We start from the raw sequence: 20,070 nt of genomic DNA, 5'->3' as shown, positions 1-20,070 counted from the left end.
GTTTCTGATAACCAGCATTATCAAAAGTCCTCGGCACGTCCGGCTAGAACCATTATTGGGAACAGTTGCCAAGGAGTGTAACGATGGCCCGGCAAGGCAACCATTGAATTTCAAGAGATCCTGACTTGGTTAGCTGCCATAAGAGACCGTCGGATCAATGAGTGACTTGGCGATTTGGCACTCGTTGAGAGTGAACTTCAGTAAAGCGAAGTGCGTGTTTGGGAATTCATCCTCTGGAATTTAGTGTGGAATGAATTCATCACAAGTTCCGAAGACATGTCTCGAGCTGTGCCAGGAAGTTATTGGGAGTGCAGCGTAGTGATTGGATCGAGGCGCGTGGCGCGCAGCGCCGGAATATAGCTGGCGGCGATTGCGACTGCGGTAAGCGCAAGGGTAACGACGGCGAAGGTGGGCAGATCGACCGGCGACACGCCGTAGAGCAGTCCGGCCATGAGGTGGGAGACGATAAGCGCACCGGCCACACCCAGCCCGGCGCCTGCAGCGGCCAGACGGAGTCCCCGGCGCAGGACCATCTTGAGGATATTGCCTCTTTGAGCTCCCAGTGCGAGGCGAATAGCGATCTCGCGTCTTTGTTCATTCACAACGTAGGAAATAGTGCCGTAGATTCCGAGTCCAGCGAGCAGCAAGGCTGTTGCCGCAAAAAGCGCCACCATTTCCATCGAGAATCGCCTCACGGAAAGCGAGGTGGAGAGCACCTCATCCAAGGTCTGGGCGTGGAAGACTGGAAGTTTTAGATCGACGGACTGGATCTGCGTGCGCATTTGCGAGGAGATGACGCTGGGATCGAGTTGCCCGCGAAGAAAAATGGCCAGGTCTTTGGCGGGGTGCTGGTACACGCTGCGGTAGATCTGCGGAATTGCCGCGTCCGCCAACGATTCCGTGCGGGCATCCGCAATCACGCCGACGATCATGGTCCAGGCTGGACTGGCTGAGTTCAACAGCTCGCGGGCATCCAGGTGCAAACGGACGCGTTTGCCAAGCGGGTCCTGGTTTGGCCAGTAGGTACGAGCCGCGGCCTGATTGATGACCGCAACCTGGGGGGTATTCTCAAGGTCGTGGTCGCTGAAAAGGCGTCCCCGCTCGAGCGGCATGCCCAACAGGTGGAAGTATTCGGGCGAAACGATGGGACTATCGATCACAGGAGCCTGATTGTCCATTGTCTCGACGCCTTCGCGGATCAATGGCAGAGCGCCGGGATGGCTGTGGCCCAGGGGAAGAGCATCCTCGTCGCCGATGGCTGCTTCTTCTACGCCCGCCAGGGTTCGGCTGCGGCGAAGGATTTCGCGCAGCAAGACCGATTCCTGCGTGGCGGTTCGGTAGATATCCGCACTGGGATCGTTCGGTCCCGGCAACCAGGTTTGAATGGCCATGACGCGGTCAGGATTGAAACCGGGCGCCGCCTTGTACAAGCCCCAAAAACTGCGCAGCAGAAGACCCGCGACGACCATGAGCACCAGGGAGAGCGCCAATTCACTGATGACCAGAATCTGGCGGGCACGCGCGCGATCCCGTGAGCCACTGGAGCCACGTCCTTCCTGGCGAAGCGTACCAATCAAATCGATACGGCTCATCAGCCACGCGGGAGCAAGTCCAAAGATAGTTCCGGCTGCGACTGAGAGGATCACAGCAAAGGCCAGCACGCCCCAGCCAATCGTGATGTTGTTGAGGTGCGGCAGGCTCTCCGGAACAAGCCGCAGCAAAAAACGTTGGGTGCAGAAGAGAATGGCAAAACCAGCGACCCCGCCAAGCAGGAAGAGCAGCAGAATCTCGGTCAGAAGCTGGCGGATGAGGCGCGTTCTTTGCGCTCCCAGGGCCTGGCGAACCGCGATCTCACGGCCCCGCCCACTGGCCCTGGCGAGCAGGAGATTGGCAACATTGACGCAACTGATCAGCAGGACCGATCCTACCGCGCAGAACAGCAGGACGAGAGATTGGCGAACATTGCCGACCACGCTTTCGCTGAGTGGAATCAGGCGCAAGGTCCATGCGGCCTCTGCCGGATATTCCGCAGGATATTGCTTTATCAGCGATGCAACCAACGTATCGAGGCGCATCTGCGCGGCCGCAATCGAAAGGCCGGGCTTCATGCGCGCGACCACTCGAGCCTGCAGACGTGTACCGCGCAGCGGGGCCGGAAATGGCAGACCGGCCATGCCAGCCGCCAACCACACTTCCGTATTCAGTTCCTCGCTGGTCGAGCCCAGATCGCGAAAATTGCTCGGCATGACGCCCACGACGTGATAAACGTCGTTGTCCAGGAGTAGAGCTTTTCCGAGAATGTGAGGGTCGGCTCCAAATTCTCTCTTCCAGAGCCCGTCGCTAATCACGGCCTCCAGGTTGAAGCCGGGAGTGGCATCGTGCGGATCGAATGTGCGACCCAACTGCGCGTCAACGCCGAAGACCGCAAAGTAATTCGGCGTAACATGCTTGTAGCTGAGACGCTCGGGCTGTGCACTACCGGTGAGGTTCACATTTGCGCCGTGACCGGAAACCGATACGGACTGGAATATCCCGGAGCTCTCGAGGTCCTTCCACTCAGGAACGGAGATGCCGACGTCCCGCGCGCCCACGCCGGGAAGGTTGTCCTCAATGCGCACCAGCTCGCCAGGGCTTGGGTACGGCAAAGGGTGCAGCAGCGTGGCGTCGATCACGCTGTAGATCGCGGTGGTGGCTCCGATGCCCAGTGCCATCGTAGCGATCGCAATGAAAGAGAATCCAGGCGATCGCAGAAGCATGCGAACCGCGTACCGCAGGTCGAAGAGCAGATTCTCGATGAGGGGAATGCTGTGCTCTGCGTGGTGATGTTCGCGGATCGCTTCCGCTGCGCCAAACTTAAGGGCAGCCTGACGCCGCGCCTCGGCGGGTGACATACCGGCGCGCAGGTTCTCCTCTGCCTGGAACGTGAGATGTTCGGCGATCTCTTCCTGCAGGCGTTGGTCGGCACTCCGCCTTGTGGCAAGATTCGACAAGCGTATGAAGAACCGTCGCAGGTATCTCACGTTAAATCCTCCGCCTTGACTTTGAAGAAGCGCGCGATGATGGCCGCGGTTTGCTCCCAATCGCGGGTCTCTGCCTGGAGCTGCTTGCGGCCGGTCCCGGTAAGCCGATAGAAGCGCGCGCGGCGGTTATTTTCCGATGCGCCCCACTCGGAGGCAATCGAGCCTTCCTGCTCGAGCTTGAGCAGAAGGGGATACAGCGTGCCCTGGTTGACAGCCAAAAGGTCTCCGCTGATCTGCTCGATGCGCCGCGCGATTCCCCAACCGTGCTGCGGCCCCAGGACATCAAGTGTCTTGAGGAGCATCAGCGCCAGCGTTCCTTGCAATACGTCGGGCTTTTCCTTCATTAAGAATCAACCTTTAGGTTTCCAACAGGAATAATGACATGCTTCCTTTTGGAAAGCAACAGGACATGTCGAATTTTTTATTCGACGACAAAGCCTAGTATTTTGTCTCGAAAGGGAACCGTAAAACTATTTTTTGCGAACATCGAAGACTTACGCAGCCTATAGATCAGCAACCTCAAGAAGGCCCTTGATATGGAGCAGAAAATTACAAAGGCGCTTCCGGATCTGATTGAGAAATCTACAGACCCAGAATTGTCGAATGCATTCAGCGCACATTGCAGGGGACTGAAGGCCAGATGACCAAAGTAGAAAGTCCACTTCGGAGCCATGCGGGTAAGACGGATACCCACGCTGCTCTCGCTAACGTTGTGCTACGTTGCCTTCTGCGAGAAGCCTCTCAACCAGCCGATCTGTCTTGTCCTTCAACTCTTCATTTGCCGTTCCAGTATCGGGTCCGGAAAAGCCAGCATGCGTTTCGCGCACAAGCCCGGCCCGCCCCACAAAAAATGTGGTCGGCCAGCAATTTAAATTCTTACCTTGCGGTAGCTTCGCATTCACCTCATCCGGAGTTCCTCCAAGCAGCACGAGGTAAGGTATGTGATACTTCGCGACAAATGCGTGCAGACGCTGCGGATCTTTAAGCTGATCTTCTTCCTCAAAGGAGATGTCGACGATCTCAAGACCGCGCGAATGATAATGCTTGTACAGCTCTACCAGAAATGGAGCCTCATCGTGACAGTTCGGACACCAGCTGCCACCGATCGCCACGATCACGACCTTACCCCTGAACCGCGCATCTGTATTCGACACCGTCTCTCCGGACAGGCTAATCGCAGAGAAAGTCAAAGGCTTAGAAGGATCCACAATGCCAGTCTGCTCGGTCTCTTTCGTCGGCGGAACAAGGTTCTTTTTCCGCGCCTCACCGGGCCGTTGCGCAAGCCATTGCTGTCCATCGCGCAGAAGATTGGTAACAATCAACGAGCCATCAGATTGCGGCTTCAGCGAGTAGAGTGCAGGCCCGGATGCGGCGAAATGACCTACTCTATACTCGCCCGATTTCTCGTCAAAGGAGCCGTAAAGACCACCTGTATCACCGTCGATCCGTAAGATGACTGCTTCGATTTCATTGCTTTTGAAAGGAGAAACGCGGAGCGTCCACGCCGACTCTCCCTTCGACGAATGAACGGCAATCTCCCATTCACCTTTAATCGAAGGGCCGGCCTTAGTCGTCTCTTTGTTCTCCGTCTCTGGATGAAGCTCGATCGGCATCGGCGTCCCGGTCTTGCCCCCATAGGTACCCGTGAACTTGTCCGCCGTAAGCTCCCCCTCGAGCTTCCGGGCAAAGTAGTCGAACTGCAGCACCAGATGTGCGCCGTTCAACATCCCGCTGCTGGAAGCGGAATACTCGTTACCATTGAGATAGCCGCCACTGAGCTTGCCATCTTTAGCGACCTGAGAGAGATCGAGTCTCACCGGGACCTTCTGACCATGCACAGTCGCTGTTCCGCTCCAGTGCTTAACGATCGTATCTGCCTTCAATGGTCCAGGAAGTAGGAAGTAACTACCCACTAAGGCAACGTAAGCCAATGCCAGACGATTCATTCGAATCCTTATTTGCAACTCTGTAATTTGAATTCTGCGAGATAGTGCGCACGAAAAAGCCTGCGGACATTGACCTCGCAGGCGACGCAATTAAGTCTTGATTCTGAATTCTAGAATACGTATGACTCAGGAGCGCATAAGTGCCTGCTTTAGATAGCAGCAACAAGCGATTTGAACGGAATGAGCCACAGCACAAAACTAGCTTGTTTGGATTTGGACGTCAAGACATCTCCGCAAAGAGTTCGCCGACATGTAAAGGGGATCATCGACCTCAGTACTTACCGATTATAGGCTTATCGACTGCCCCCAGGGCACCAAACAGATCGATTTTGAAAAGAACAGATGTCTCTGATTCCTCGACCTTCATATCTAGAATATCGAAGACTTTAGAAGCTAGCGTGTAGTGGCGATCGCGTCAGATCGGCAACATCACTCCACTACCAGATTACGCATATGGCTCCTTGAGTTATCTGCGTATCACCGGTTCAGCATATCTGTTGGAAGCCGATGCCGATCAACTCAGCTGTCTTCTTCAATGTAGTGGCTACATGCCCTATACCCACGGCGCAGTGATGCGCTGGGCCCCGCGCATTCCATGCGCTCACAAAGCCTCGCGCCCCTATTGAGAAGCGATATCGGCTGTTGGTATTGCCGATCTCTAGGATTTCCCCCTCCACGCACTCGCCCTCGGCGACCAGCAGCTTAAAACGCGATTCCGAGTCTTCCACAACCGAGAGCAGCGTGGCGGGACCGTGCTTTACACTCATTTCCACAGAAAGCCCACCGCCCGCCTTGCCGTGGTAGACCTTGAGCGGTCTCACCCTGGTCTTGCCTTCGGAGATGGCGATGTGCCCTGGTCCATCGTGACCCATCAGCACCAAGTCTTCATTGAAGTCCATGGCGTAATACTCGGTGAATGAGCCGCCCGCACCTAAGACATCCAGTATCTTCATCGCCAGAACATTTTTTACCTCATATTCGCCCGCCACTGGAATATGCTGCGCAGTCAGTAGCGAGCTTCCTAGGATGATCGAACTCATGGTATCTGCGTTGGCTGCGATGCCGGATCCCTTGTGGTAGTAGGCCAAGGCGTCGAGATTATGCCGCGCGACAAATGCGTCTAGTGCTACTGAAGTTCGGGCGGCCCTCCGTAACTCTTCAGGAGAGCAATCCGGCTGCATATCGAAATATGTTAAAAAGTCTTCCAGCCGCTGTTCTAAAGTTGCCTCGTTGACCTCGGCCCGCAGCGCACTCAACTCGTCCACTTCTAAAATCTCCACATGTGTTCCAAAGACGATCGAAACCAAAGTCACGTCGGTCATGACGTCTAGCATCCCGCTATAGTAGTGACCCATAAGCCCCAGTCGCGCCGACGCCAATGTGGCGTGGACCTGAGCCGCCGCCAACCATTCTTCGATTTCCCGCCAAGTCTCTTCATCATCGAGTACGCCTGTCACCTGATGAAAGGGGATCTTGGCACGCATCATCACGTTGGCGATTTCGGGAACCGGACATGCCCCACAGTAAGCCAGCCACTGGCCGGTCATCTCTGTGCGATCTTCCAGCCGGTTAAAGGTCTTGTAATCGATTGCTGCCTCGGGCTGCAGATTCAACACAACCACAGGCACGCCAGCTCTCCGCACCAGTGGGAGAACTGTGTTCGAGAGCGCATATGTGGTGACATAAAGAAACAGAACGTCAATGTCTTCCCGGCGGCATTTGTGACCTGCCTCGTGAGAATACTCCGGAGAATCAACTAAACCCAGATTGACCACTTCCACACCCGGGCGAAGGAGGCGCGCCCCTACTTGCGCCACATAGTCTTCAAGACGCTGCTGTAGCCCACCAAACTGAGGCCAATAAGTATCGAGGCCAATCCCACATAGACCCACACGTAGGGATCGCCCGCTCCTCATCGTCACTTTCTTTCCTCCTTGAAAAACCCCTGTCTTCAGCGTGCAATTTCGTAATCACTAGCTCCCAAGGCAGAAAGTAAACCTCTTCTCTCATTGGAAAGCATTCGCCAGGGTGCAAACCCTCATGCGGTGCAAAAAGCGGCGCGATGGCTTTCTGCCAGCGCAGGTTCACAGGATGATCGTCTAATTGGCTCGAGGTAGCTTCAAGGTCCATCGCCTTGAAGCTGAGAAACAGTAAGTTATCCCTGCGGAATATTGAATTTCGCTAATGCCTCCGTTTTTAGCATATCTCGCATCTCGGGCTACACATTACGATGCGGCTGCTCATGGGTTTCGGCTGCGCTATCGCGCAGCCAAGAATGAAGCGAATCGCTCAACGGCTAACCCTCAGCGGGATCTATTTTTGGTTTTATCGTCACCAACTGATCACCGACACGGCAAAGGGTTCCAGCCTGATCTTGCCGTCGATTACCTTCACGCTACGGGCCGGCTCATCCCCAGTCGACTCATCCACTGTCACCGCATTAGCCTTCTGTGCATCCGGCAACTTCACATCGACAGCATGATTCCGCTTGTTGGCCAGCAGCAGCTTGCGGCCCGCTGTCGTGACGAAAGCCTGCGCTTCAACGTCACCCGCACCGGTGCCTCCCAAGTTCGTATCAACCAACGAGTCGCCGGGATGAAAGTTGTCCTTAATCAGCTTTAAAACCCAGAACCGTGGGTTGGGCTGGTTATTGATCCAGTTCATCATGCTTACGCTAGGATACTGAGATGGATAGCCGACGAGCTGCGATTCGCCGATGATGTCGATTTGCAGTTGCGAAAGTGCGACATATAAATATGCGTACAGCGAGCCGGCCAGATTATAGTAGGCGGCTGGCGGGGGCTCTTTGTCCGCGGCCGTGTTATCCGTCGGTAAAATCACTCCCAACTCGTCCAGGTCCGTCTTCGTTCTCGGCGAGAGCCGTTTGCGGATGTTATCGATGTAGCGCACAGTGCTTAGAAATCCATCCGCCTGGTCGAAAAAAGTGTACTGCCAATCGGAAATGGTTTGCGATGGAGAAGGGGACGCGTAGAAATGATAAGAAATATAATCAAGCGGAGTCCCCGGCGTGTGATTGGCTGGATTGAGAAAGTATTCGAAAAATTCCGGATGGTCTCTCGGTGCTGCCAACGCCATGCCCATGAACTTTGTTCCCGGGCTGACTCGACGAATCCCAGCGACGATGGCATCATAGCGCTTGGTGTAGGCCTCAGGCGTCATGGAGTGCTCTGCTTCCACCTCGTTCAGTACCTCCCAGATGGGAAATGAGTAATGGTATCCCGACTGGTGCCGCACGCCCAATTCATCGGTAAAGCCGCCTTTCGTGTACCAACTCACCAGCCGCGCATAGTAGTCACTCAGTTCCTTGTCGGTTGGGTCGCGCAGTTCCGTGCCTTGGGTATAGCGCCAGTCGACCGTATTTGGATCTTCGGGGTAAGTTATCGGTTTGTCCGTCTTATAAAGCCACGCAGGACTTGTGCTGAAGTTCATCACCGTCGGGTGCCCCGCCGTCGCCTCCAAAAAATCCTTCGTCATCGGATCGATCAACGAAAAATCCCAATTCGTCTTTGTCGCCGTCGGCGGCTCCAACTCAGCCACGGCCAGCTTGGGATAAGGGAACCACGGGACATAGCGCACATCGTCCGCACCCAGTTCCTTCACAGCCTTGTAGGATGCGGCGCTCAGCGGTTGGCCCGGCCGCAAAGGCGGGTTCACTACCACTTGTAATGTTGGCGTTGACTTCGAAACTACCGTAGTCTTGTCCCATTGGATGGTCAGTTGAAGCGGCTGTTGCCCCTGCATCACGATAGGCGTCGCAATACATGCGAAGCCCGTGACAAATAGCCAGACGAATCGGTCTGCTATCCAATGATGCTGAAGCAAATGTTTCGTCACCAATCCTATGCGCATAGCACATACTCCTTTCACATTTGTTGTTGCGCGGGATCGCACTTCGTCCAGCCTCTATCCGGACAGAGACCAGATAGTCGCGGTGTGAAAACTTCCGCGAGAAAGAATGATGTGGAAATAAGTATATTTTCTCTCCGACTCTTAACCAGTACTTGTCTACCGTCCGGTCATCCCGCAATTCTTGTTCGCGTGCTCATTACAAAGAGTCCGGTCGGGACCTCTGCTACTTCCCGAGACTTAGAAAACCTGCTTCGCACAGACCAACTTGCGCGGATCGAACAGCATCTTGAGCGAAGTTCTGCTCGCAATCTTTCTCCCGATTGAGTCCGCTGGATTCCAATTGCCTCGGAATCTCAGGCATTCAATCGTACAACTTCAAGTTCACTTGAAGGCAAGTTGCGATAGCCCGATATGGCATCCTTGACGATTTCTCAAGTGGCAAACAGGCCGGATTAAGATGGTCAGATACGCTATGACACGGACGATTTCTATCGACTGTCGAGTACCGCACTGCGCCTCATTACGGCGGTCTCATAAGAAAACGCCGTTTCTCTGAACGATCTCGCATGCGATAACGTTGTCTATGTTTACTCGCATGCTTTATCTTGTCGCACTCCTAATTCTCTCGCCGTTATCGCTGGCGCAGTGTCAGACGCCGGTACCTATACGGGCGCGGTCGCTCGGCATTCCTTTCGAGGGATCGCCTGGGCTACTCGACGCCATCACCGACGTGAAAGGAGTCACAGTTGGAAACACGACCCTGATCTCCGGAAGCGGGCCGCTTAAGGTGGGTGAAGGTCCAGTACGGACCGGGGTCACGGTCGTCTTTCCCAGGGGGAAAGACAATCCCGATCCGGTCTATGCCGGGTGGTTCAGCCTCAACGGCAATGGCGAAATGACAGGCACAACTTGGATCGAAGAGTCTGGTTTTCTCGAAGGGCCCGTCGCCCTCACCAACACCCACAGCGTGGGTACGGTTCGAGACTCGATCATCGGCTGGAGCCTGAAACATGATCGGCTGACACAGGCATGGTCGCTGCCCGTCGTTGCCGAGACGTGGGACGGTTGGCTGAACGACATCAACGGCTTTCATGTGAAGCCTGAGGATGTTTTCGACGCCCTGGACCATGCTGCGGGAGGTCCCATTGCGGAGGGCAACGTTGGCGGCGGCACGGGAATGATTTGCTATGGATTCAAAGGAGGCATTGGTACGGCTTCCCGAACTTTATCCAGAGACGAGGGCGGTTACACAGTAGGTGTGCTGGTGCAGTGCAATTGTGGTAGGCGCCCGCAACTTACGATTGCAGGGGTCCCGGTCGGAAAGGAGATTCCGCAGGACGTCCCGTATTCGAAATTCGGTAAAGCCGAAGCGGCGATGCAAGGTGACGTAGGCTCGATCATCATCGTCGTTGCCACAGATGCGCCGCTGTTGCCTCATCAGCTTAAGCGAATGGCGCGCCGAGTGTCGCTTGGACTCGCGCGCACGGGCTCGACTTCCGGCAATAGTTCAGGAGATATCTTCATCGCATTTTCCACAGCAAATCCCAATGCCGACAGGGAACCTGGGCCGAATACAGTCGAGACAATATCCAATGAGAGAATAAGCCCGCTATTCACTGCCACTGTTGAAGCGACGGAGGAAGCCATTGTGAATGCAATGGTGGGGGCGACTACGATGACTGGCGCGGATGGACGCACTGTCATTGCTCTTCCACACGAGGAGTTACAGAAAGTCCTTGAGAAATACAAAAGATAACCTAAGCCGGTGAAGGATCCGATTGTTGAGGAACTGTGCAGCTCTAACAGTTAATATTGATGGGCAAATCACTGAATCCGAAATGAAGGAGCTATTGATTTTTTAAGGATCGCGAACACGACTGAAGAGCGGGATATGGGTTCCGCAAACGGCAGAAAAAAAGCATAATGATCGATTTTCGGTACACTGACCGCACACACGTCAGCTCAGAATGCTTGGGCTAGATTGCTTTCTGGGTCTTGCTAATAGCACAAAACCACGGGAGTCTTCACGATTACTTTTTGAGCAGTGAGGCGGCGGGTCATAGTCGCGGCGGCATGGGCTGAAGCAGAGCTGTGGGCTTGCAGATGTGGGAGATTCGTCGAACAACTCGGCGGCGAATGCTGCCCGTTGTTGTGAGGCGAAGGCCCATAGAGGGTAGTAGTCGGCTATGTCCTCGTACGAGATTTCGGTGATCCAAATATCGCTGGAAAGGGCGGCCGCATCGATATTCCGAAACTATATTCTTGGGAGACCAACGGGTAAGACTCCCCGCCTTTCCGCTTTTGAGCTCGCAAGGCTTTCGAATCCGGGGTGGATCTAACTTTCGCGGATATTTTCCGGGATGCCCAGATTTCCGAAGTGGCTGCATTGACCGGTACGTCGGCGGGTAGCACAAGACGCAACTTCGGATTACCTGCTGCTGCGAGCCATTCCTTCGGGACAGGAATTTGAACCATGTCGTCTTTGTCTTCTAACAGCCCTTGCCATAGAAAAAATGCTGATTCGGAACTTGGATTGCTTAGGCGACTAGCGCTCGCTACACCATATCCCTGAGTGCGCTCAACTAGCTGCTTGATCGCCGGAGTCACGACTGGATCCGATGCGGTAAGTGCTAGGAATGCCTTAACTAGAGCCGCATAAGGACGATTGCCGGGAGGACACACCGTTTCCAATGTTTGAAATGCAAAGACTGCTTCTCGCGAGAGTGGAGCAGCAAACGACCCATGGCGACAACAGCGTTGAAGCCCATAACATACCTCTCATTGCTACCTCGCCACATTACATTCAGGGCAAAGGCAGCGCCCTATATTGGGGCTACCGGCCTAGCCCATTCATCGCGCATGAGAGCTAGTTCTCAAACTCCGTTTCCGGCAGGGGCAGAACATCATTTTCCCCGGCGATCCACACGTAGAGCGTGGGAAGCAGGAAGACGCTGATGGCGAGGGCTCCAATCAACCCTCCGACGATGACGATGGCAAACGGCCTTTGCGAGTCGGACCCGATGCCATGAGACATGGCGGCAGGAAGCAGGCCAAGAGTGGCGACCATCATTGTCATAATGATCGGACGCAGTCGAAGGACAGCTCCGGCAACTGCTGCATCTTCAATCGAGTGACGATCCCGAGAAAGTTACGCCGGCCGCGGCAGCATTTGTAACATTCTGCGCGATGACCACACCCGAGATCGGTGCATACACAGGAACAATACTGCTTGGATGATCTTTATCCACGCCGAGAGTCGTTAGCTGCTCTTCGGCGGCATTCAGATCCGTCCGCATGTCTTTCTCTGTGTCCTCCGCCTGCTCTAACGCGCTTTGCGGTGCAGCACCGTGTTCATAGAGATCCTTCGCGCGCGCATAAGCCTTATTGGCTAATTGCTCATCGTTGACGGCCTTCAGGTAGGCATCAAAAGCATTCGTGATGTCGGGGCTCTGTACTCTAAGGAGCAACTGGCCCTTCTTAACGTCGTTGCCAAGCCGCGTCTTGATGTCAACCACGCGACCGCTGGCAAGCGAGATGACGGGTACTTCGCGCGATATATCGGGGTTGACTGTTCCAGTAACATTTAACTCCGCCGGGGCTTCGATTCCTTCAGCGGATACCAGCGGAAACTGATCCGGCTTGTCCACGGTCACTAAACTCATATCGCCAGCCTCTTTTGGCTTTGAGGATTGCGGGGCGCCGTCTGCTGGGTTGAACTTCTTCTCGCATGCAGCCATGGAGAGACACGCCGCGAGACAAGCTGCGAGCTTTATAACCGATCTGTTGCTGATCATTGAATCACCTCACGCCCGACAGCAAGATTCAACTGGCTAGCGGCTGTCAGATAAGAGCCTATGAGTTGTAGGTAGGCCAACTGCACGTTGCGGTAATCGCTCTGCGCATTGAGTAAATCGAGCAGAGAAGCACCACCGCGCTGGTACGCATAGGTAACCGTGTCGCGGACGCGCGTTGCCTGCATGAGGTACTTTGCCTTATAAGGCCGCAGCAAGATTAAGTTGCTATCGATTTGGGCATACGCCGAATCCACATCACCAAAGACCTGGGCGTGTATTGCATCGCTCAACCGTTGATTGCGGCCGATGTCCAACTGAGTCCGCGCCTTTTCCCCCTGATTGCGATCAAAGATGCGAAGGGGGATGCTTACGCTTAGACCGAGCGTTTGATTTGCATACGGGTTGCTGAAAGACGGGTTATACGTATACCACGCGCCCAAGGTTGGGTCGGTCGAACCGTTCGCGACGGCAAGTTTGTGGTTTGTATTTGCTTGCTGGACAGACTCGAGAGCTGCCTTTAGGTCAGGCCGGGTGTCGAGGGCGATCTGTCGGAAGGCGTCGAGCGGCTGTAACTGGTCGAGAAAATCGAATGGGCCGGTAACGTCGAACTGTTCAACAGGCGTTCTGTCATTCAACAAAATGAGCAACTGAATCTTGGAGGTCCGCAGATTGACTTCGGCAGTCTGGAGATCCGATTCGTACTGAACGCGCTGGAGCTCAATCCGATCCAAATCGATCTGCGCAATGTCCCCTTTGCTGTAGCGTTCACGGCTGATGTCGATTAGATGGTCGTAGTAGTCGAGTTCTTGGCGCGCCAACTCCAGCACAGCTTTCGCCTGAAGAGTTTGCACGAACTGAGACCGGAGGCTGAAAAGCAAATTACGCTCGAGATCCTGGTGTTGCGAAGATGCTATCTGCGTACCCTCTTGTGCACTTGAAGCCGCAGCTCTCTCTTGTTGTCTCGCTCGTGCAGATAGCTGAAACTCGACAAGAGCGCAGTGCCAGACAACGGCCTCCAGATTCCTTCATGCGGAGCAATTTGGGTCCCGTCGGCACTGAGCGTTAGCTGCGGATTTGGCCGGAGATAGGCCGTGATCTCCTGGGCCTTCATCTCCTGCACATTGATCTCATCCGCCTGCAGTGCGAGGTTGGCGGTCTCGAACTTACTTTTGATTTGCTCCCACGTATAGCCCGATTGGGCGTTTGCCAGCTTGCCTGGAAGCATTAGTCCCACGAACACAGCAAGCCAAGGCAAGACAACATGTATGAATGATTTTGAGGGGCTCATGCAGTAGGTCTCTAATTTTCTAAGTGCCAGATTCACCAATACTTGCCATCTTTCCACGCCCCGCAGGCCGAAGTTTTGCTGGACATTCGGGAAGTGATCCCATGAATAAGCCTAGAGGCTGTGCCAGCACCGTAGGCCCTATCTTTCAGGCAGAGCAGGCTATCTTTTGGTCATTCCTCTATCGCTAAGTCGAAAGATAGCTGCATGGTGGTTTCTGGAGAGATCAATTTGACTATGATGGCGAAGGGCATTTGTCAAAGCAGCCCTTCGCTTCGATAGGGCATCTTGGATGCACTTTCATCGAGCGAATAAGACGGAGAAATATGCTTTCGCCACTACTTCGAGGTAGCAGGAAATCCGTTTTGTTCCGGGCCGGTTTCCTGATCGCGGCCATCGCACTCATCGATTGGCGCCTGGTCAACGATTTGCCTCTCGGCTTCCTTTATCTGCTGCCCATGCTCATGGTGGGCCGGGTCTTGCGTCCGTGGCAGATCGCTGGCGTAGCTGTGCTATGCACGGTCGTTACAGAAAACTTCGATCAATTTGTCTGGAGCATGAGAGTCGGGATGCCGCGCGATGTCCTCTATTTTGCGGCCTTCTTCTGCGTAGGACTTTTCGTTTACGAAGTGAACCGGAACCGCCAGATCGTCATCGAACATCTTCATGAGATTGAGAAACAACGGGATGCCCGGCGTGAAGCAGAGGAACAGCTGAAAGTTTTGATCGAGAGCAGTCCTGCCGCGATCATCACCGCCGATTCGAATGGATGCATCCTGATGGCCAACGAAGCGGCGCATCGCATGTTGGCACTTGAATCAGCTACGCTGCCGGGGCGTTCGATTCACCACTATTTCCCATCTCTTTCAAACATCTCCCGCCGCGATACTAACCAACAGTTGTTCCGTACGGTCATGCAGTCGCGCGGACAGCGAGAGGATGGTGAAGTGTTTTTGGCGGACATTTGCTTCTCAACGTATCGCACAGACACAGGATCCCGTCTAGCCGCACTGATTCTGGACGCATCCGAAGAACTCCGAACACGAGAGGAAGCTAGCCTGCACCAGATGTTGACCGGCTCACGTATTGCAGTCGGAGCCGTATCTCATGAAATTCGCAACGTTTGCGGAGCAATCGCTGTCGTGCATCAGAATCTGTCGCGCAGTGAGTTACTGTCGCAGAATAAGGATTTTGAAGCGCTCGGAAGCCTCGTTCTTGCCTTGGAACGAATCGCAGCGGTAGATCTTCGCCAGTCTTCAGATCAGGCTACAGAGGTCGATCTTATTACCGTGTTGGACAATCTGAAAATTGTGATTACTCCGACACTACGCGATGAAAGTATCGAATGTACCTGGATATTGGAGCCGGGTTTGCCGCCAGTGTGGGCCGATCAAACCAATCTGTTACAGGTCTTTCTGAACCTGACCACAAACAGTCGGCGAGCATTGTCTCTGAAGAAAGACAAGATGCTGTCCGTCTCTGCCAGGAGTGAAGGACATCGCCTCATCGTGGAATTCATCGACAACGGTGGAGGCGTGGACAAACCAGAGCGGCTCTTTCACCCATTCCAGGCTGGAGCACAGCAAAGTGGCCTTGGTCTCTATTTATCCCGCGCGTTTATGCGTTCCTTCGGAGGCGAGTTGCGATACAACGCCCTCCCGGATGGAGCTTGTTTCATTGTTGAGCTATCGCAGGTGAGTCAATTAGAGAAAGCCCCATGAGCAACCCTGTCCGCATTCTGCTGGTCGACGATCATGCTCTCTTTCGTGAAAGCCTCGTGCGCTTCTTGGAATCGGAATCTGATTTTAGGGTCGTCGGTCATTGCGCAACAATTGTTCAAGCACGTCAGATTCTCAGCAGTGCTCCTGTTGACGTCATTTTGCTGGACTATGATTTGGGAGAGGAATTCGGGACCGACTTACTTCAGGAGCTCCACATCCGAGAGAGCAGTGTACGAGTGTTAATAGTGACAGCTGGCATGCGGGACAGCGTCACGGTTAATGCGCTCAACACAGGCGTGTCTGGGGTGATCTTCAAACACAGTGGCCCTGGCCAGCTAATCGATGCCATTCAGAGAGTGGCGAAAGGGGAAACTTGGCTGGACGAGGGAATCATGCGTTCCTTGATCGCAGACTCAAGCGAAAGAAAGGAATCGGAGCAGGGAGTTCGGTCTTTAAGTGAGCGACAGCACCAGGTCCTCCGCAGTATTCTTGATGGACTCGCAAACAAGGAGATTGCTGCGAAATTGGAGGTCTCGGAGACTTCCGTAAAAGCCACCATTCAAGAGCTGTTCAACAAGGCAGGGGTGAGGACACGCAGCCAACTGGTCAGGATAGCCATTGAGAAATATTCGACCGACTGGCTGAGAAGCGAACGGTGAAGCTTCACCATATTCCAGAGCATATTGAGAAAGATCCAGATAATCAGCTGCGTAAATTAGTAATAGAAAATCGACTAAGGCTAAGAGGAAGTGATCTTAGACACCAAGATCTCAAGGTCTGAACAACTCTCGAGTGACGGACTAACCAGAGGGTATCCACTCTCGTAGCAAACCTTCGCCAGCGGCGGATACATCATGATGATGAGTCCGATAGCGATGGGAATGTTCGTCGTGCCTGACTGGAAGCTATTTATGGAAGCTGCCGACCCCGCAATGAAATGTCCCAGGCCAACGCCAATCGCCATTGCGAAAGAAATCCATAGCGTGAGAAAGCGATCCAGAAAGGACAGCTTCTTGCGGTATCGGTGAGCACACGTGGCCTTGGGAAATAGGGGACGTGGACATATTCACCTCGAAGCGAAAACGGGAGACGATTCAACTGGTGCAGGCAGCGGCGCTCCGAGCAAGGTCACGAACTTCTCCGGTGTGCAGCAAGCCTTGGTCAGCTTTGCTCGGTCCGCCTGCATGGTCTTCTCTTCCTTGAACCATTGAAGAATCTCTTGCAGCACCCTCGTCGCGCCTTCATTGGGTGGCATCACGATGCGGTAGTGCATCCACTTGCCATCGCGCCGGGTCGTCACGATGCCAGCATTCCGCAGATATGCCAGATGCCGGGATATCTTTGGCTGTGGCTGATTCAGAATCTCTACGAAATAGCAGACGCATATTTCCTGATCGCCCATCAAGTTCAGGAGCCGCAGCCGGGTGTTGTCTCCCAGTGCCTGAAAGAATCGCTCAATATCAAAGGACTTCTGTCTCGTTGCCATGTCGCGATTATATTCGTATTGACAGATGTGTCCAGTGGAAATATATTCAGTTTGGCAGATATGTCGGAGGGCTTTATGACTGAGCAGTTGCTTGAATCGGTAAGATCGAAATATGGGGCTGTCGCGGAAAGCACACTCTCCAGTAAAGACGCAGGTGTGAAGGCCGTTGCCGAAGCCTTTGGCTACAGTACGGAGGAACTGAGCTCTATTCCTGCCGAAGCCAATATGGGTCTTTCGTGTGGGAATCCAACAGCCATTGCATCTATCCGTCCAGGCGAAGTCGTCGTCGACCTGGGATCGGGCGGAGGGATGGATGTCTTTCTGGCTTCGCCTCTGGTCGGCCCTGCTGGAAAGGCCATCGGCATCGACATGACACCAGCGATGATCGAGCGAGCCCGAACGAACGCGCAAAATGGCGGCTACACGAATGCCGAGTTTTATCTTGGGACCATTGACCACCTGCCCCTTGCTGATGGATCGGTCGATTGCGTCATCAGCAACTGCGTCATCAACTTGGCTCCCGACAAGCCCGCTGTCTTCCGCGAGATTGCGCGGGTTCTCAAGCCAGGCGGTAGATTGGCGGTTAGCGACATCGCGCTCAAGGCCGAATTGCCACCCGCAGTAGCGCAAAGCATGGCGGCGTATGTCGGCTGCATCGGCGGCGCGATTAAGATTGACGACTACCGCGAAGGGCTGCTCGCCGCAGGCTTTGAACACATCGAGATTGTCGATAGTGGAGCCGACCTCAACGCGTATGCCAAAGTCGAAAATCAGGCTGGGTGCTGCTCTCCATCAATGGATACTGCCAACGGCTTAACAGTGCTTGGAGAGGTTTGCTGCTCTACCGATGCGCTCACCCCAACCAGCCTCCACGATGACTTGACCAAACTGCTCTCCGAATACGATGTCAATGCCGCCGCAGCAAGTGTAAAGGTATATGCGGTCAAGCCAGGTGCCAACAAGAACTGCTGTGGCCCGACTTGCTGCTCGTAAGAGTGCGGAGGAAAAACGCTGAAAATGCCAGAACACTACAATGTCATGTTCCTTCGTACGGGCAATTCAGCCCGCTCCATCATGGCCGAGGCGATTATGGATCGCAAAGGGCGCCCCAACTTCACCGCATACAGCGCTGGCGGCCATCCTACGGGTATTGTTCGTCCTGAAGCCCTCAAACAAATCGAGTCTGCCGGACTCAGCACTGAAGGGTTCTATAGCAAGTCATGGAATGAATTCACCAAACCGGACACGCCCCAGCTTAATTTCGTTTTTACCGTCTGCGATAACGCTGCCAAGGAGATATGCCCGGTTTGGCCGGGACAGCCTTTGACTGCCCACTGGGGAGTGCCCGCTCCCGCTGCTGTCGTGGGCACACCGGAAGAAATACAGCGCGCATTTCGTGACGCCTTCTCCATCCTGGATCCGAGAATCAGCCTGTTCCTGTCTTTGCCTCTCTCAACTCTTGGCCAACTCGCTATACAGAAGGAAATCGACAAGATAGGGCATCAATAGACGGCTGCTCAACTGAAGGAGTTTGATCAGAAATGCGTACTTTTATCTTTGCCTGTATTCACAACGCTGGCCGTTCACAGATTTCGGCTGCACTCTTCAATCAGCTTGTCGATCCTGCTCTAGCGCAGGCTATCTCTGCCGGGACACAGCCCGCCGCGCATGTTCATCCCGTCGTTGTGGATGCAATGCGCGAGGTGGGAATCGACCTCAGCAATGCGAAGCCGCAAAAACTCACGGCAGGGCTGGCAAAAAATGCTGAGATGCTGGTCACGATGGGATGCGGTGATGAATGTCCATACCTTCCTGGGCTCCGGCGCGATGACTGGCCGCTGTCCGATCCCAAGGGACAAGGGATAGAAACCGTGCGTCAAACCCGCGACGAAATCAAACGCCGGATTTTGCAGTTGCTGGCGCAAGAGCACTTAAGCACGAAGCCGAGTCCAGCGTCGGTATCGAGATAATTATTGACGTGTGTTGTCTTCCGATCCTTGTCATGCCGACCGCTCCTCCTGCTTTTTGGCAAACGCCAGAACGGGTAGCGCAAGAACTTGCAGTGCGGATGAGCAAGAGCGTTTTCTCCGTGCGGTTCACTCGTAATCGAACAGGGACATGAAGCCATAATCCATGTGAAGCTGCTGATGACAGTGGAATAGGGTTAGGCCGGGATTATCCGCGGTGAAGTCTATTTCCGCTTCCTGATATCCGCCAACCATCACCACGTCTTTCAGGACTCCCGAGGTCGGTTGTCCAGTGATCTTCGTCAACTCAAATGTGTGGCGATGAAGGTGAATCGGGTGGATGTCGTCGCTCGCATTCCGCATGCGCAGCCGGTAACGCTTGCCTTCCTTCAGGCGAAACATTGGATTGGCCATCATCTGGTCGGAAGGATAGGCGACTCCATTGATCGTCCACCGATTGAAACCTTCGAGCGCGGCATTGTCCTTGGCGAAGGTCATGTCGAAGATTTCATCCGGCGTTTGCGCGGGAGAATGCGGCTGACCGAAAGACGCATAGTTCCATTTGAACGGTTTTGGTGCAATCCATTGCGCCTTTCCCTTATAACCCCCATATTCCACGACGATGCCCATGCCATGATGACGATCGTCGTCGCCGAGGTCTCCCATGATCCAGATACCAGGATGGTTCATTTGTACGATGGCCGAGACGCGCTCCGCTGTCCCCAGCCACAGCCCCGGCACACCTACAGGTTTCGGAAGTGCGTTGCCATCCATCGCGATCACCGAGAATGTGTGACCGGGTAGAGCCAGGCTACGAACCTCGCCCGCACTTCCGTTGAGAACATGGAAGAGAACCCGTTCGCCTTGCTTCACGCGGACCGGTTCGCCATGACCGAGCATTCGTCCATTGATGGTGAACGAGCCATAGCCTACTTCGTAGCCCTTCGGCATACCTTTGGCGAGAGAGGCTTTCATTGTGCT

General features: G+C 54.3%; 19 protein-coding genes and 1 pseudogene. 7 read left to right on the top strand and 13 right to left on the bottom strand.

Translation table 11 applies throughout. The annotated features are described in order from the left end of the window. Positions 1 to 299 precede the first annotated feature (299 nt). Positions 300 to 3,020: an ABC transporter permease gene (locus GSQ86_RS13880; RefSeq protein WP_158750545.1), complete on the bottom strand. Its 2,721-nt coding sequence runs from the start codon at positions 3,018 to 3,020 to the stop codon at positions 300 to 302. Continuing rightward, positions 3,017 to 3,364 (bottom strand): PadR family transcriptional regulator, encoded by a 348-nt coding sequence (locus tag GSQ86_RS13875; protein ID WP_158750544.1) that lies wholly within the window; start codon positions 3,362 to 3,364, stop codon positions 3,017 to 3,019. Before GSQ86_RS13875 ends, GSQ86_RS13880 begins: the two co-directional genes overlap by 4 nt. Positions 3,365 to 3,529: 165 nt before the next feature. Between GSQ86_RS13875 and GSQ86_RS23955 the strand changes: the two genes are divergently transcribed. Next, positions 3,530 to 3,664 carry a DUF892 family protein gene (locus tag GSQ86_RS23955; protein WP_371720657.1) on the top strand — a complete coding sequence of 45 codons (135 nt, stop codon included), beginning with the start codon at positions 3,530 to 3,532 and terminating at the stop codon, positions 3,662 to 3,664. Between the two features lie 60 nt (positions 3,665 to 3,724). On the opposite strand, the gene GSQ86_RS13865 is transcribed toward GSQ86_RS23955, so the two are convergent. The 4 genes from GSQ86_RS13865 to GSQ86_RS13855 form a co-directional block, all read right to left on the bottom strand. Continuing rightward, the gene (locus GSQ86_RS13865; protein WP_158750542.1) at positions 3,725 to 4,966 is read right to left on the bottom strand and encodes a TlpA disulfide reductase family protein; all 1,242 of its coding nucleotides are present in this window, start codon (positions 4,964 to 4,966) and stop codon (positions 3,725 to 3,727) included. 485 nt (positions 4,967 to 5,451) lie between these two features. Then, positions 5,452 to 6,882 (bottom strand): arabinose isomerase, encoded by a 1,431-nt coding sequence (locus GSQ86_RS13860; RefSeq protein ID WP_158750557.1) that lies wholly within the window; start codon positions 6,880 to 6,882, stop codon positions 5,452 to 5,454. Further along, complete coding sequence (locus GSQ86_RS23950; RefSeq protein WP_371720656.1) at positions 6,791 to 7,138, bottom strand: hypothetical protein; 348 nt, start codon at positions 7,136 to 7,138, stop codon at positions 6,791 to 6,793. Before GSQ86_RS23950 ends, GSQ86_RS13860 begins: the two co-directional genes overlap by 92 nt. Positions 7,139 to 7,297: 159 nt before the next feature. Further along, on the bottom strand, positions 7,298 to 8,836 hold the full coding sequence (locus tag GSQ86_RS13855; protein ID WP_216841151.1) for a glycosyl hydrolase family 39: 1,539 nt from the start codon (positions 8,834 to 8,836) through the stop codon (positions 7,298 to 7,300). Positions 8,837 to 9,419: 583 nt separating this feature from the next. Between GSQ86_RS13855 and GSQ86_RS13850 the strand changes: the two genes are divergently transcribed. Further along, positions 9,420 to 10,592 carry a P1 family peptidase gene (locus GSQ86_RS13850; RefSeq protein WP_216841150.1) on the top strand — a complete coding sequence of 391 codons (1,173 nt, stop codon included), beginning with the start codon at positions 9,420 to 9,422 and terminating at the stop codon, positions 10,590 to 10,592. A gap of 1,110 nt (positions 10,593 to 11,702) precedes the next feature. Here the strand turns inward: GSQ86_RS13850 and GSQ86_RS13845 are convergent. The 4 genes from GSQ86_RS13845 to GSQ86_RS23100 all read right to left on the bottom strand — a co-directional run bounded on the left by GSQ86_RS13845 (position 11,703) and on the right by GSQ86_RS23100 (position 13,918). Beyond that, on the bottom strand, positions 11,703 to 11,915 hold the full coding sequence (locus GSQ86_RS13845) for an efflux RND transporter permease subunit (protein WP_371720655.1): 213 nt from the start codon (positions 11,913 to 11,915) through the stop codon (positions 11,703 to 11,705). A gap of 43 nt (positions 11,916 to 11,958) precedes the next feature. After that, positions 11,959 to 12,498, bottom strand: coding sequence for an efflux RND transporter periplasmic adaptor subunit (locus GSQ86_RS13840; protein WP_254062377.1), 540 nt, complete (start codon positions 12,496 to 12,498; stop codon positions 11,959 to 11,961). 128 nt (positions 12,499 to 12,626) lie between these two features. Then, positions 12,627 to 13,544: a TolC family protein gene (locus GSQ86_RS13835; protein WP_254062381.1), complete on the bottom strand. Its 918-nt coding sequence runs from the start codon at positions 13,542 to 13,544 to the stop codon at positions 12,627 to 12,629. After that, positions 13,541 to 13,918: a hypothetical protein gene (locus GSQ86_RS23100; RefSeq protein WP_216841149.1), complete on the bottom strand. Its 378-nt coding sequence runs from the start codon at positions 13,916 to 13,918 to the stop codon at positions 13,541 to 13,543. Before GSQ86_RS23100 ends, GSQ86_RS13835 begins: the two co-directional genes overlap by 4 nt. A gap of 362 nt (positions 13,919 to 14,280) precedes the next feature. On the opposite strand from GSQ86_RS23100, the gene GSQ86_RS13830 reads away from it, so the two are divergent. Continuing rightward, a complete protein-coding gene (locus GSQ86_RS13830; RefSeq protein WP_158750541.1) occupies positions 14,281 to 15,636 on the top strand; it encodes an ATP-binding protein in 1,356 nt (451 codons plus the stop codon). After that, complete coding sequence (locus tag GSQ86_RS13825; RefSeq protein WP_158750540.1) at positions 15,633 to 16,295, top strand: response regulator transcription factor; 663 nt, start codon at positions 15,633 to 15,635, stop codon at positions 16,293 to 16,295. The genes GSQ86_RS13830 and GSQ86_RS13825 overlap by 4 nt, the downstream gene beginning before the upstream one ends. A 161-nt stretch (positions 16,296 to 16,456) precedes the next feature. Here the strand turns inward: GSQ86_RS13825 and GSQ86_RS23945 are convergent. Both GSQ86_RS23945 and GSQ86_RS13820 read right to left on the bottom strand, forming a co-directional pair. Further along, positions 16,457 to 16,700 (bottom strand): annotated as a pseudogene (locus GSQ86_RS23945) (arsenic resistance protein); the annotation flags it as partial. Between the two features lie 2 nt (positions 16,701 to 16,702). After that, positions 16,703 to 17,122 (bottom strand): helix-turn-helix transcriptional regulator, encoded by a 420-nt coding sequence (locus GSQ86_RS13820; protein WP_158750539.1) that lies wholly within the window; start codon positions 17,120 to 17,122, stop codon positions 16,703 to 16,705. 75 nt (positions 17,123 to 17,197) lie between these two features. On the opposite strand from GSQ86_RS13820, the gene arsM reads away from it, so the two are divergent. Genes arsM through GSQ86_RS13805 form a run of 3 tightly spaced genes read left to right on the top strand, consistent with a single transcriptional unit; the run spans position 17,198 to position 19,092 of the window. Then, positions 17,198 to 18,115, top strand: coding sequence for an arsenite methyltransferase (gene arsM, locus GSQ86_RS13815; RefSeq protein ID WP_158750538.1), 918 nt, complete (start codon positions 17,198 to 17,200; stop codon positions 18,113 to 18,115). Between the two features lie 24 nt (positions 18,116 to 18,139). Further along, positions 18,140 to 18,631, top strand: a complete 492-nt coding sequence (locus tag GSQ86_RS13810; RefSeq protein ID WP_158750537.1) for an arsenate reductase ArsC — start codon at positions 18,140 to 18,142, stop codon at positions 18,629 to 18,631. A gap of 32 nt (positions 18,632 to 18,663) precedes the next feature. Then, a complete protein-coding gene (locus GSQ86_RS13805) occupies positions 18,664 to 19,092 on the top strand; it encodes an arsenate reductase ArsC (protein WP_158750536.1) in 429 nt (142 codons plus the stop codon). A gap of 126 nt (positions 19,093 to 19,218) precedes the next feature. Here the strand turns inward: GSQ86_RS13805 and GSQ86_RS23530 are convergent. Further along, a partial coding sequence (locus GSQ86_RS23530) for a multicopper oxidase domain-containing protein (RefSeq protein WP_254062376.1) occupies positions 19,219 to 20,070 on the bottom strand: 852 nt, incomplete at its 5' end.

It is taken from the genome of Acidobacterium sp. S8, from assembly GCF_009765985.1.
Taxonomy (GTDB): Bacteria; Acidobacteriota; Terriglobia; order Terriglobales; family Acidobacteriaceae; genus Alloacidobacterium.
This window is presented reverse-complemented; position numbering and strand designations above follow the sequence as displayed.